Annotated in this window: 10 protein-coding genes; 6 read left to right on the top strand and 4 right to left on the bottom strand. The window is 71.9% G+C overall.

Annotated elements, in window-relative coordinates:
* Positions 1–93: 93 nt before the first annotated feature.
* On the bottom strand, positions 94–2,346 hold the full coding sequence (locus tag AB0J08_RS15715) for an MMPL family transporter (RefSeq protein ID WP_360633341.1): 2,253 nt from the start codon (positions 2,344–2,346) through the stop codon (positions 94–96).
* Positions 2,347–2,877: 531 nt separating this feature from the next.
* Between AB0J08_RS15715 and AB0J08_RS15710 the strand changes: the two genes are divergently transcribed.
* From AB0J08_RS15710 to AB0J08_RS15685, 6 genes are all read left to right on the top strand, one after another.
* Positions 2,878–5,052, top strand: coding sequence for an MMPL family transporter (locus AB0J08_RS15710; protein WP_360633087.1), 2,175 nt, complete (start codon positions 2,878–2,880; stop codon positions 5,050–5,052).
* 295 nt (positions 5,053–5,347) lie between these two features.
* On the top strand, positions 5,348–5,551 hold the full coding sequence (locus tag AB0J08_RS15705; protein WP_329487154.1) for a cold-shock protein: 204 nt from the start codon (positions 5,348–5,350) through the stop codon (positions 5,549–5,551).
* Positions 5,552–5,708: 157 nt separating this feature from the next.
* The gene (locus AB0J08_RS15700; RefSeq protein ID WP_360633084.1) at positions 5,709–7,376 is read left to right on the top strand and encodes a DEAD/DEAH box helicase; all 1,668 of its coding nucleotides are present in this window, start codon (positions 5,709–5,711) and stop codon (positions 7,374–7,376) included.
* Between the two features lie 55 nt (positions 7,377–7,431).
* Positions 7,432–7,734, top strand: coding sequence for a hypothetical protein (locus tag AB0J08_RS15695; RefSeq protein ID WP_360633081.1), 303 nt, complete (start codon positions 7,432–7,434; stop codon positions 7,732–7,734).
* Positions 7,735–8,205: 471 nt separating this feature from the next.
* On the top strand, positions 8,206–8,949 hold the full coding sequence (locus tag AB0J08_RS15690) for a ricin-type beta-trefoil lectin domain protein (RefSeq protein ID WP_360633078.1): 744 nt from the start codon (positions 8,206–8,208) through the stop codon (positions 8,947–8,949).
* A gap of 50 nt (positions 8,950–8,999) precedes the next feature.
* Positions 9,000–9,764 (top strand): RICIN domain-containing protein, encoded by a 765-nt coding sequence (locus AB0J08_RS15685; RefSeq protein ID WP_360633075.1) that lies wholly within the window; start codon positions 9,000–9,002, stop codon positions 9,762–9,764.
* A gap of 20 nt (positions 9,765–9,784) precedes the next feature.
* Here the strand turns inward: AB0J08_RS15685 and AB0J08_RS15680 are convergent, their stop codons facing one another.
* The 3 genes from AB0J08_RS15680 to AB0J08_RS15670 form a co-directional block, all read right to left on the bottom strand.
* Positions 9,785–10,588 carry a CbiX/SirB N-terminal domain-containing protein gene (locus AB0J08_RS15680; protein WP_360633072.1) on the bottom strand — a complete coding sequence of 268 codons (804 nt, stop codon included), beginning with the start codon at positions 10,586–10,588 and terminating at the stop codon, positions 9,785–9,787.
* A gap of 124 nt (positions 10,589–10,712) precedes the next feature.
* Positions 10,713–11,810: a hypothetical protein gene (locus AB0J08_RS15675; protein WP_360633069.1), complete on the bottom strand. Its 1,098-nt coding sequence runs from the start codon at positions 11,808–11,810 to the stop codon at positions 10,713–10,715.
* A 127-nt stretch (positions 11,811–11,937) separates the two neighbouring features.
* Positions 11,938–12,387, bottom strand: coding sequence for a hypothetical protein (locus AB0J08_RS15670; RefSeq protein ID WP_360633066.1), 450 nt, complete (start codon positions 12,385–12,387; stop codon positions 11,938–11,940).
* Positions 12,388–12,819: the final 432 nt, after the last annotated feature.

Below are 12,819 nucleotides of genomic sequence, written 5' to 3'. Positions count from 1 at the left end.
CGTGATGCGGGGCCCGGCTGCGGCCGGTGGCCGGTGGGGAAGCGCGGGCGGACGCCCGGGGAGGGCCGGCGGACGCCCGGGGCGCCGGGGGTGTCAGACGCCGATCCGGCGGTGCCGGGGGGCCTCGGACCCGGCCGGGGCGGTGGCGGCTCCGCCACCCCGGACCACCCCGCCGGCCGGCGGGACGCTCCCGCCGTGCGAGAGGTCGGGCAGCCATCGCAGCCAGCTGGGCAGGTACCAGTTGCGCTCGTCGAGCAGGGTCATCACCGCGGGCAGCAGCACCGCGCGGATCAGTGTCGCGTCGATCAGCACGGCGACCGCGAGGCCGACGCCCATCTGCTTCATCGCCTGCATGGAGAGGGTGCCGAAGACCGCGAACACCGCGACCATGATCACTGCCGCGCTGGTGACCACCCCGGCGGTGGAGCGGATGCCGTGCGCGACGGCGTCCCGGGTCGGCAGGCCCAGGTCGTGGCCCTCCTTGATCCGGGAGACCACGAAGACGTGGTAGTCCATCGAGAGACCGAAGAGGATCACGAAGAGGAAGAGCGGCACCCAGGACTCGACCGCGCCGACCCCGGCGGTGCCCAGCAGCGAGGCGCCCACGCCGTGCTGGAAGACCAGCGTCAGCACCCCGTACGCGGCGGCGACCGAGAGCAGGTTGAGCACCACGGCGGTGGCGGCGACGGCCAGCGAGCGGAACGTGGTCAGCATCAGCAGGAAGGCGAAGGCGACCACGAAGCCGAAGACCAGCGGCATCGAGCCGGTCATCCTCTCGTTGAAGTCGTGCGACCCGGCCGTCCGTCCGGTGACCGGCGCGTCGGTGCCGGGCACGGTGAGCACGGTGGCCGGCACCAGCTCCTCGCGCAGGCTCTTCAGCGCGGCGATGCTGGTGGCGTCGTTGCCGCTGCCGTTGAGCGGGATGTCGACGGTGGCGACGTTCTGTTCGGGGTGCACGGTGACGCTCACCGGCCCGTGCATCCGCCCGCCGGCCAGCGCCCTCGCCCGGAGGTCGGCGATCGCGGCGGTCATCGCCGGGGAGTCGATGTCGGCGGCCTTGATCACCACCGAGGCCGGGGCCGGGCTGCCGGGGAACGCCGCCTCGATCTTCTGCGAGACGGCGACCAGCGCGTTGCCCTCGGGCAGCTGCTGGCGGAAGGTGAGGTTGGCGGTGTGCATGGTCAGCAGTGGCGCGGCCAGGCCGAGCAGTACGGTGGCGGCGAGCAGGGTGGCGGCCAGCGGGCGGCGCAGCACCGGGGTGAGGACGGCGTTCCAGAACCGGCCGCCGGTGGCGGCGGCGTCGGGGCGGCGCAGCCGGCCGAGCAGCGGGACACGGCCCTTCTGGACGCGGTCGCCCAGCAGGGAGAGCAGGGCGGGCAGCACGGTGAGCGAGCCGAGCACCGCGGTGACGACGACCAGGATGGTGGCGTAGGCCATGGCCTCGAACTCGGCGATGCCGGTGAGGAACATGCCGGCCATGGCGACCACCACGGTGACACCGGAGACCAGGACGGCCCGGCCGCTGGTGGCGGCGGCGACCTTCAACGCCGTCTCCAGATCCCGTCCGGCGGCCCGCTCCTCGCGCTCGCGGCGCAGGTAGAAGAGGCAGTAGTCGACGCCGACGGCCAGGCCGACCAGCAGCATCACCGAGCTCGCGCTGTCGGTGGTGTGCAGGACGCCGCTGCTGAGCGCGACCAGTCCGCCGGCCGCGACGAAGGCGGTGACGGCGAGGACGACCGGCAGCACGGCGGCGACCAGCGCGCCGAAGGCGACCAGCAGGATGCCCAGCGCGAGCGGGACGGCCGTCCACTCGGCGCGGGTGAAGTCGTTGGAGAACTGCTCGTTGATCCACTTGCCGGAGCTGGCGTCGCCGAGCTCGGCCACGGTGAGGTCCGGGTGCTGCCGCTGGACGGCTGCGACGGCGTCCAGGACGGCCGTGACGTTCTCCGCCGCCTCCTCGCGCCCGCCCTTGACGTCGAGTTGGACGAGGACGGAGTGCCGGTCCGCAGAGACCGCCCCGGTGTCGTACGGGGAGCGGACGTCGGTGGCCCGGCCGGTGCCGGTCACCCCGGCGAGCACCTGCTCGACGGCGGCGCGAAAGCCCGGGGCGTCGGCGGTCGCGGTGGCACTCTGGATCAGGACGGTCTCGCTCGCGGGGGCCTTGAGCCCGGCCTCGTCGAGGATCCGCGCGGCGCGGGAGACCTGGCCGGGCATCGCCTCGGAGTCGGCGACCTCCGTGCTGCCGTGCAGTCCGCCGAGGAACGCGGAGAGGACGACGAACAGCAGCCATCCGAAGATGGCGGTCCGTCTGTGCCGGGCGCTCCAGGCGCCCATCGCGGCGGCCATGCCGAGTTCGGTCTTCACGGAGTTCCCCCTGGGAGAGCGGCGGTCGTCGCCGGCGGGCGGGGCCGGAGAGTCGGCCCGCCGAATCGGGCGCCGGCTGCGTGTCCGGCGTCACAATCGACAGTAGGGAAGCGGCTGTTGGGCTGGTATCCGGCTGGCGGGGGAGTCGCCCCGGGGGTCTGCCAGGGGCCGGGGGTGGGGTTATCCCTACTGGGGGAACCCTGACTTCTCCTCCCTCCGGGTGGGTGCGAACTCCACCCTGAGGGGGAGCTGTCTCCACCCGGAGCACGAGGTGGGAGGGCCGGTCGACGGGTGAAAATGATGCGGGGCGGCTGTTCGGCGTCCCCGAGGGGGTTGGCTTACGGGGGTTGCTTGCCGGGCGGCAAGCAAGTTCTCGTAGGATGATGTCCTCATCTCACTTACCTGCCGACCGGCTAGGGGCGGGCCTCGTCGCCATGCCCTGCCGGTCCTCCGTCGCCCGACGTCCCGTCCCCCAAGGGCTGCGGTGAACCATGCCCAGGAGGCATCACGAGCATGTTCCACCGACTAGGACACTTCGTCGTCCGTCGCGCCTGGTGGGTGATCGCGGCATGGGTTGTCGCGATGATCGCGATCGTGGCCGGTGCGCCGACGATCACCGCCCAGACCGACGAGGCTTCCTTCCTCCCCAAGCACTACGAGTCCATCCAGGCCTCGGCGCTCCAGGAGAAGGCGTTCCCGGCCAGCTTCACGCCCTCCGCACTGGCGCTCTTCGAGCGCAATGACGGCGGCGCGATGAACGACGCCGACAAGGCCGCCATGGCCAAGATCGTCCAGGGTCTTACGGACAAGAAGATCGCGGACGTCGAGAAGATCATCCCGGTCAGCGAGCAGACGACGTCCAAGGACGCCAAGTACGCGCTCGCGCCGATCGCCATCGACAAGGCGAAGCAGCAGTCCGAGGACTTCGGCGAGGCCGCCAAGCACCTCCGGGAGGAGGGCAAGTCGCTCGCCTCGGGGACGGACCTGAAGTTCCAGCTCGGTGGCGCCGCCGCCCAGGCGCTGGACCAGAAGGAGTCCTCCGGCTCGGCCGACGCCCTGATCGCGATGTCCACGGTCGTCCTGGTCGCGCTCATCGTCGGGATCATCTTCCGCAGCATCCTGGCCGGCATCCTGCCGGTCCTGATCTCGCTGATGGTCGCCATGCCGACGGCCAACGGCGTGATCGCGTACGCGACCAAGGCGTTCAACCTGGAGAGCACCCCGGTGCTGTCGGCGATCCTGATCGTCGTCGTGCTCGGTGTCGGCACCGACTACTTCCTCTTCCTGGCGTTCCGCTACCGCGAGCGGCTGCGGGCCGGTGACGACCGCAAGGAGGCCGTGGCCAACGCCGTCGGCCGGGTCGGCGAGGCGATCGCCTCGGCGGCCGGCGCCGTCACCGTCGCCTTCGCCGTGCTGGTCCTCTCCAGCCTCGGCATGTTCAAGGCCCTCGGCCCCGCCCTGGCCATCGCGGTGGTCGTCACCGCGTTCGCCTCGCTCACCCTGGCCCCCGCCGTGCTCGCGGTCATCCCGGCCCGCGGTGTGTTCTGGCCGGGCAAGAAGTGGAAGGACGAGCCGAGCAACGCACGGTTCGCCGCGCTCGGCCGGATGGTCGAGAAGCGCCCCGCCCTGGTCGCCCTGGCCTCCGGCGGTGTGCTGGTGGCGCTGTCGGCCGGCGCCCTGGGCTACAACGGCACCTTCGACCTGGCGGGCAGCTCCATGCCCAAGGACAAGGAGTCGATGGTCGTCCAGGACAAGCTGATGAACGGCTTCTCGGCCGGCGCCGCCGACCCGAGCCACGTCTACCTGACCAGCACCGCGGGCACCAAGCTCGACCCGGCCGCGTTCGAGAGCTTCGCGGCCAAGCTCAGCACGGTGTCCGGGGTCTCCCCGGTCGCGGCGAAGCCCCAGCTCAGTGAGGACGGCGTGACCGCCGACTTCACCGTCCTGCTCAACAACGAGCCGTCCAGCAACGCCGCGATCGACTCGCTCACCGACCTGCGGGAGATCGCACACGGCCAGGCGCCGGCCGGCACGGAGGCGAAGGTCGGCGGTCTGACCGCCGTCTACAAGGACATCAACCTCGCGATGACCCACGACTACAAGCTGGTCTTCCCGGTCGCGGGTCTGCTGATCCTGCTCATCCTCGGCCTGCAGCTGCGCAGTGTGGTCGCCCCGTGGTACCTGATGGTCTCGGTCGGCCTCGGCTTCACGGCCACCCTCGGTGCCGCCACGCTGATCTTCCAGAAGATCGGCAGCGAGACCGGTCTGATGTTCATGCTGCCGATCCTCATCTACCTCTTCGTGGTGGCGATCGGTACGGACTACAACATCCTGATCATCGCCCGCCTGCGGGAGGAGGCCCGCGCGGGCCGCAACCCGCGTGAGGCGGCCCGTGAGGCGCTGCGCCACGGCGGTCCGACGGTCGCGGCGGCCGGGTTCATCCTGGCGGCGTCCTTCGCGACCTTCATGCTCGCGGGCAACGTCTTCATGCTGGAGTTCGGCTTCGCGATGGCCTTCGGCATAGCCCTGGCGGCCTTCGTGATGGCGCTCTTCTTCACCCCGGCGCTCACCGCGCTGATCGGCCGTGCCGCCTGGTGGCCCGGCCACGGCGCCGACGACCAGCACCAGTCCGGCGCGGCCCCGCTGGCCGGGTCGCACGGCGTGCCGGAGCCGGCCGGGCGGCGCTGACCGCCCCGCTGCACCGCACGGCACGCGGCGTCCGCTTCGGCGGGCGCCGCGTGCCCGCGTTCCGGGGCCGGCAAACGTGACGTGCCGGGCAAAAACCGCCCGGTCAATCGGGGTGTCGCCGTGCTACAGTCGACTCAGTTGCAGTTTTGGTTCCCATGAACGTTTGTGTGCGCCTGCTGGTTCAACCAACAGGCGCATTTGTTTTGTCCGGTGTTTCAGTCTCCGGATGGGGATCGCGGCTACTTGGGGTCCACGAAGTGTGGGCTCTGATGCCCCAGTTTTTGAGGAGACGGTTATGGCTACCGGCACCGTGAAGTGGTTCAACAGCGAAAAGGGCTTCGGCTTCATCGAGCAGGATGGTGGCGGCGCTGACGTGTTCGCCCACTACTCGAACATCAGCGCTCAGGGCTTCCGTGAGCTCGTCGAGGGCCAGAAGGTCGAGTTCGACGTCACGCAGGGCCAGAAGGGCCCGCAGGCCGAGAACATCCGCGTCATCTGAGTCCAGCTTCCGAGCTGACTCGCGATCTCGCGTAGCGAGGGCCCGTACCGCACGGTGCGGGCCCTCGCGCATGCCGCCGAACGGCCGGGGCGGCGAACTCCTTCCCGACGGCCGACCAGCCCTGACCGGGCTGTGCCTACCATCGGATGGAGAATCCGTGACCACCCCTGCTCGCTCGCCCCGTGACGGCGACCGCACCAACGACCGCTCGCGCAAGCCCCGCACCGGTGGCGGCGCCCGCAACGGCGGCGCCCCCCGCGCCTCCCGCGGCGGTGCCCCCCGCAACAGCGCCCCGCGCGCCGCCCAGGCGCCCGCCGACTTCACCGTCGTCCAGGGCACCCCGCCCCGGCCCCCGGCGGCGACCTTCGCCGAGCTGGAGCTGCCCAAGGGCATCCTCAGCGCGTTGACCCGCGAGGGCGTTCTCGAGCCGTTCCCGATCCAGGGCGCCACCCTGCCGGACTCCATCGCGGGCCGCGACGTGCTCGGCCGCGGCCGCACCGGCTCCGGCAAGACGCTCGCCTTCGGCCTGCCGCTGCTGGCCCGCACGGCCGGCAAGCGCGCCGACTCCCGGCACCCGCTGGCCCTCGTCCTGGTGCCCACCCGTGAGCTGGCCCAGCAGGTCACCGACGCGCTCACCCCGTACGCCACCGCCGTCAACCTGCGGATCACCACCGTCGTCGGCGGTATGTCGATCACCCGGCAGGCCAACGCCGTCCGCCGTGGCGCCGAGGTCCTGGTCGCCACCCCGGGCCGGCTGGACGACCTGATCAACCGCGGCGACGTCCGGCTGGACGACGTGGCCATCACCGTCCTCGACGAGGCCGACCAGATGGCGGACATGGGCTTCCTGCCGCAGGTCACCAAGCTGCTGGAGCAGGTCGCCGAGGGCGGGCAGCGGATGCTGTTCTCCGCCACCCTGGACCGCAACGTGGACCGGCTGGTCAAGCGCTTCCTGACCGACCCGGTGACCCACTCGGTCGACCCGTCGGCCGGCGCGGTGACCACCATGGACCACCACGTGCTCCAGCTGGAGGCGGCCGACAAGGCCTCCGCCACCGCGCACATCGCCTCCCGCGACGGACGCGTGATCATGTTCGTGCACACCAAGCACGGCGCCGACCGCCTCGCCAAGCAGCTGCTGGCCAACGGCGTGAAGGCGGCGGCCCTGCACGGCGGCAAGTCCCAGCCCCAGCGCAACCGGGTCCTCGACCAGTTCCGCGACGGCCTGGTGACCGCGCTGATCGCCACCAACGTCGCCGCCCGCGGCATCCACATCGAGGGCCTCGACCTGGTCGTCAACGTGGATCCGCCGATCGACCACAAGGACTACCTGCACCGCGGCGGCCGCACCGCCCGCGCCGGCGAGTCCGGCACGGTCGTCACCCTGGTGCTGCCCGACCAGCGGCGCGAGGTCAGCCGGCTGATGACGGTGGCCGGCATCCGCCCGACCACGACGAAGATCCGACCGGGCGACGCCGAGCTCACCCGGATCACCGGCGCCCGCACCCCCAGCGGCGTGCCCGTCGCCGTGGTCGTCCCGGCCCCGGCCGCCGCCCCGGCCGCCGAGGTCAAGGCCGGCGCGCCCCGCCGGCGCCCGGGCAAGCGCTCCGGCCTGCCCACCGACGTCGACATGAACGGCAACCCGCGCCGCCCCCGTCCGAAGCAGCGCCTCGGCGGTGCCGGCGGTGCCGGCGGCGGCCAGGGCGGCGGCAGCCGCCAGGCCGCGGGCTTCATCGGCCGCTCCTCCGGCCGCCCGCAGCCCGGCTCCGGCTCCAAGACCGGCGGCAACTACGGCACCGGTCGCCAGCGCCGCAAGGCCGACTGAGACACGAGCGACAACGGCCCGGCACCTCTCGACGCAGAGGTGCCGGGCCGTTCGCATGGGCTCGCCGGAACGCGCCGAACCCGGCTTCGCCACCGCCACCGTCGGGTTCCCGCTCACCTACGACCACCAGGCCGCCGCCGCCACCCTGCGGACCGGGAAGGGCGGTCGCAGGGCCGGAGCCGAGGAGGTTTCCACCGTCCGGCAACTCACCGAGATGTTCAGGATCGCCGACGAGAGGCTGGGCGGCGGCCACGGGCTGTCCACCGCGTCGGCCTACCTGGCGGATGCCGTCGTGCCGATGCCAGCGCTCCAGCACCGACCTCGACGCCTCCTCCGGCAGGTCCGACAGCTCCAGTAGCTCGCGCCGCAACTCCGGCCGCACCGGGGCGTCGACCACCGAGTGGATCAGCGCCTGCTCGCCCGCGCGGACCTCCGAGACCAGGTAGGCCACCGCCGTGCGCCCCGGCGGCTCCTCGCCCATCGCACAGCACGGCCCGACGCCCCGGTAACAAGCCGGAGGGGCGCCGGGCCGTCTGCGTGTGCGACTGCGCGTTCGGCCCGGGAGTTTTCGGTCTCATCGGGGCGGGCGCGCGTGGTGCGGACGGGGGAGCGGGGCTGGTCCGCGCGGGCCACGGGGCGCCGGAATGAGGGATCGGCGCAGGTCGTAGCGAGTGCGGCAGAGGTTGGCGGATATCGACCGGCGTGGTTGACGGCCGCCGCGGCCCCCCAGAAGCTCGCACCTGGCTCGCACGACCGTCGCACAGTCATCACACGGCCGACACATGGCGGGCCGCCCGGAGCACCACCTTCACCCCTCAGGAGCCTGCCCATGCGTCGTACCGCCGCCCTGTTCGCCACCGCCGTGCTCGCCGGCGCCGCCGCGCTCATGACCGCCCCGGCCGCCGACGCCGCCGGGACCACGGTCGCCCCCCGGACCGCCGATCCGGCGGGCTGCACCATCACCTACAACGCGTACGGTGCCACCGGCACCTGTACGAGCATGGACCCGAACCAGACCTGGATGGTCGGCGGATTCTGCTCGGGCTGGGACGCCAACGGCCAGACCTGGTCCGGGGCCCTGAGCAGCGGGTGGGTGGCCGGCAACGGCACCGGCACCGCCGGCTGCCTTGGCTCCATGTCGATGCTGTCGCAGGCGTGGATCTCCCTCGGCCCCGCCGTCCCGGCCGGCCCGACCGGCCAGATCAGCGGCTACGCGAACAAGTGCGTGGACGTGCGCGGCAACAACCGCGCCAACGGCACCCCGGTGCAGATCTGGGACTGCCTCGGCACCACCGGCCAGACCTGGAAGATCGGCGTCGACGGCACCATCCGGGCCCTCGGCAAGTGCATGGACGTCCAGGGCGGCCGCACCGGCAACGCCACCCTGGTGCAGCTCTACGACTGCAACGGGACCGGCGCGCAGAAGTGGCAGGTCCGGGCCGACGGCTCGATCCTCAACCCGCAGTCCGGCCGCTGCCTGGACGACCTGGGCTTCTCCACCACCAACGGCAACCAGCTCGGCATCTGGGACTGCAACGGCGCGGCCAACCAGCTCTGGCACGCGCCCGCGTGACGCCCAGCAGTCCCGTCGACCGGATCACCCTCACCCTAAGGACATCCCAAATGCGCCGTACCACCACGTTGTTCGCCACCGCCCTGCTCGCCGGAGCCGCCGCGCTCACCACCGCCCCGGCCGCCGCTGCCGCCGAGACTGCGGCGCCCGCGTCGTCCGCGCCCGCCGGCGTGCAGGCCGCCGTTCCGGCGGGCTGCACCTTCACCGAGGACCTGCGGGACGCCACCGGAACCTGCACGAGCATCAACCCGCTGCAGACCTGGCGGGTCAGTGCCGTGTGCTATGGCGTTGACGCCAACGGCTTCTTCACCGTGACCGCGCCCGCGAGCAACGGGTGGGTGACCGGCAACGGCATCGGCCGCGCGTGGTGCGGCTACATGGAGACGATCTCGCAGGCGGGGATCACGTTCGGCCCCGCGCCCCTGTCCGGGCCGACCGGTCAGATCACCGGCTACGTTAACAAGTGCCTGGACGTGCGCGGTGGTTCCAGCAGCAACGGCACCCCGATCCAGATGTGGGACTGCCTCGGCAACGTCAACCAGAGCTGGCAGATCGCCTCCGACGGCACCATCCGCGCCGTCGGCAAGTGCCTGGACGTCACGGGCGGCGCCACCGGAAACGGCACGCCGCTGCAGATCTGGGACTGCAACGGCACCGGCTCGCAGAAGTGGGTGGTCCGGGCCGACGGCGCGATCGTCAACCCGCAGTCCGGCCGCGCGCTGGACGTCCGCGGCTACGACACCGCCAACGGCGCACTGGTGCAGATCTGGGACTTCAACGGCACGGCCAACCAGCTCTGGCACGCGCCCGCCTGATGACCTGACCGCGCCGAGGCTCAGGCGGTGAGGGCAGGGGCCCTCTCCGCCGTCGCGAGCGGCGCCGCGTCGAAGCGGGTCAGCAGGAGGCGGGCGATCTCGGGGGCCGCGCCGAGGACACCGGCGAGGACGTCCGCCTCCGCCTCGGCGGTGGCGTCCGCGATCCGGTCGGGGAGCAGACCGGGGGCGAGCAGATAGGGCGCGACGGCCACCCGGTCGGCGCCCGCCGAGCGCAGGGCGGCGACGGCGTCGGGGACGCGCGGGCCGGTGGCGGAGGCGTACGCGACCTCGACGGCGGCCCAGCCGCGGGTCCGGCGCCACTCGGCGGCCACCGCGCGGGTGGCGGCGTCGGCGGCCGGGTCGGAGGAGCCCGCGGCGGCCAGCACGACGCCGGTGCGGGCGCGCACGGCGGGGGAGGCGACGGCCAGCCCGGCCGCGGCGAGGCGGCGGTCCAGCGCGGCGAGCAGCAGCGGCGAGGAGCCGGGCAGCGGTGCGGCCGCTCGTGCCGGGTTCGTGACGAGCGGCCGCACCGGCCCCAGGACGTCCGCGACCGGCAGTTCCGCGCCGGCGGCGCGCAGGGCGGCGGGGATGTCGTGCTTGGCGTGGAAGGCCCGGTTCAGCAGGAGCGGGACGGCCACGGCGGCGCGGAGCCGGGAGGCCACCTGCGGGATCCGCGGCGCGCAGTGGTCCAGGTACGCGGTGGCGACCTCCAGCCCGGGGCGCAGGGCCCGGACCTGCTCGACCAGTGCGGCCACCGTCGCGGCGTGGCGGGGGTCGCGGCTGCCGTGGGCGATCAGCAGAAACTGTCGAGCTGGTGCATGCATGATCACACGAGGCCTCGGCGTGCGGGAAGAATCGGGTGGAATGCCGACTTTACCACCCGGAGAATGGCCGGGAAAGCCCCCGCCCGGATCGTGTGATATCCGTGACGTCCGTCGCGGGCCGCGCTCAGTGGGCCGCCGGGCAGTTCTCCGGCGTGACCGGGACGAGCTCGGCCCGCCCGTCCGGGTGGAGTGCGTAGAGAGCGGCCGGTCCGGCCGGCCAGGTGTCGACGCCCAGGATTTCCGTGGTTTTCAGCGCGCCGTCCCCCGGGTTCATGAAGCCGAGTCTGCCGTTCTGGACGAACGACACGCAGGGGCCGGTCGACTTGAATCCCGAGGCATTGGAGAGGTATTTCGACGTGCTCACCGGACGGAACGACGACCCGTCGAACAGACTGGCCTGTCCGGTGTTTCCCGAGGGGCTCGGACGGTATTCGCCGACGGCGATTCCGGACGGACCGGCGGAGCATTCACTGGCGAATTCAGTGGTGAGGCCGGCCCGGAGGCTCCCGTCGGCAACAGTCACGACCGACGGTTTCTTCCCGAGCGTCACCAGATGCTTTCCGTCATTGCTCCAGCAGCCGACCGGACCGGGAATACCGGGGATGCTTCGGCCGAGCGCCGGGCCGTCGCCGCCGATATCGACGGCCTGTCCCGACCAGGTGCCCTCGGGTGTTTCCCCGGTCATGGTCGAGACGATGGCGGAGGTGCCGTCGGGGGAGGTCCGGAACACCGCCGAGGCGGAGTTCCGCAGGGGCGTCTCCTGACGCTTTCCCCGATTCGTGAGCAGGAGCGCGGTGGCCGTGGAACCGATCCAGTCGTCGCGGGACGCCGCCCAGTGGATCTTCGTGCCGTCGCCGGCGGGGTCGCTGGTCGCCGTGCCGCCGAGGATCCACAGGACGCCGCCGGCGGGGTCGGCCGGTCCGGCGGGGGTCGGTCGGGAGGCCGCCGGCCGGAGGCTGACGACGGCGTCCGGGCAGGTCCGCACGCAGTGCACCTCGTAGGGATCGATGGATTCCCGGCGCCACTGCCGGGCCCCGTCGCGAGTGTAGCCGGTCAGGGCCTGTGTCCGGGGGTCGTAGGTGAGGTATCCGTGGAGGTCGGCGTCGGCCAGATACGGGCGTGGTCCGGTGGGCTCGGCCGGGGCGGGCGCGCCCTGGCCGGTGCAGCCGACGGCGAGCGCGGCGAGGGCGAGTGCGGCGGCCAGGCGCGCGGTTCGGCGCATGTGCGGATTCTCCCGAGAGGCGGGAGGTGGGGTGGCGTCCGGTGCCACCCCACCTCGATGAATCGGCATTTCCGGGCTGTTCCACCGATTATTCGGAGAGGTCACCCGGATGGTTTTCGACCGTTATTCAGAAGGCCCAGCTGGTGCCCTTGCAGGCGAACGTGCCTAGGAATCGGGCCTGGACCGAGAGCTTGGTGCCGCCGCGCGCGGTCTGCACGCCGGAGCCGAGCGTCGGACCCCAGATGTCGTCCAGGGTGTAGCCGTTGTTGTTGACCTCGTACCAGCCCTTGTTGCTGCCGCCGTCCAGTAGATACGCCTGGAACTGGTGGTTGGTGGTGTTGGAATACTGCCCCTGGCTGGTGGTGGAGAGGCCGTACGAGACGTTGTTGATGGTGCTGCTGTTGACCACGAAATACTGCGAGTAGCCGGAGAAGGTGGCGTCATTTCCGGTGGAGCCGAGCCCGGAGCTGCACGAAGCGCGCGGGCTCACGTCGGCCGACGCGAGCGGTGCGGAACCCAGCAGGAGGGCCGCCGCCATTGCGCCGGTGGCCAGGGCCTTGGTGCGGAACGAAATCATGGTCGTTCCTTTCGATCGACTTGTACGAACCTATATCCGGTAAGTGCAAGGTTCAACGAACGTCGGGGTTCCGGCCATTGTCTGGCGTGATTCGATATTTGCCACTCAGCGGGTTTGCGGTGGGCCGTTTCTGGTTCGTCCGTACATATCGGTCATGGCGGTACATGCACTCACGTGAATCGCCCCCCCGGTTCCGGGAACGCGAAAGCCCTGGCAGCCGAGACTTCTCGACTGCCAGGGCGTCGGGCCGTGGAGGGGGAGCGGCTACTGAACTTGATTGGGTGATGTCGGGGCTGTTCGCCTGACGGTGGGGCTGTGGATCCGGTAGCCCTGGGGTATGAGGTACGCGCAGGGCGGCGGCTTGACCGACGCTGAGAGGGCCGCGCGGGAGCGGATCCGGCTGGAGGCCGTGGTCCGCTTCGAGGGCGGGGA

This window comes from Kitasatospora sp. NPDC050463 (assembly GCF_040655255.1).
GTDB lineage: Bacteria > Actinomycetota > Actinomycetes > Streptomycetales > Streptomycetaceae > Kitasatospora.
Note: the sequence above shows the minus strand (reverse complement) of the source record. Positions and strands in the feature narration are given on the sequence as shown.

Excerpts from the sequence above, each read along its gene's own strand:
- AB0J08_RS15715 (WP_360633341.1), bottom strand. The coding sequence starts at position 2,346 with ATGGCCGCCGCGATGGGCGCCTGGAGCGCCCGGCACAGACGGACCGCC.
- AB0J08_RS15710 (WP_360633087.1), top strand. The coding sequence starts at position 2,878 with ATGTTCCACCGACTAGGACACTTCGTCGTCCGTCGCGCCTGGTGGGTG.
- AB0J08_RS15705 (WP_329487154.1), top strand. The coding sequence starts at position 5,348 with ATGGCTACCGGCACCGTGAAGTGGTTCAACAGCGAAAAGGGCTTCGGC.
- AB0J08_RS15695 (WP_360633081.1), top strand. The coding sequence starts at position 7,432 with ATGGGCTCGCCGGAACGCGCCGAACCCGGCTTCGCCACCGCCACCGTC.
- AB0J08_RS15690 (WP_360633078.1), top strand. The coding sequence starts at position 8,206 with ATGCGTCGTACCGCCGCCCTGTTCGCCACCGCCGTGCTCGCCGGCGCC.
- AB0J08_RS15685 (WP_360633075.1), top strand. The coding sequence starts at position 9,000 with ATGCGCCGTACCACCACGTTGTTCGCCACCGCCCTGCTCGCCGGAGCC.
- AB0J08_RS15680 (WP_360633072.1), bottom strand. The coding sequence starts at position 10,588 with ATGCATGCACCAGCTCGACAGTTTCTGCTGATCGCCCACGGCAGCCGC.
- AB0J08_RS15675 (WP_360633069.1), bottom strand. The coding sequence starts at position 11,810 with ATGCGCCGAACCGCGCGCCTGGCCGCCGCACTCGCCCTCGCCGCGCTC.
- AB0J08_RS15670 (WP_360633066.1), bottom strand. The coding sequence starts at position 12,387 with ATGATTTCGTTCCGCACCAAGGCCCTGGCCACCGGCGCAATGGCGGCG.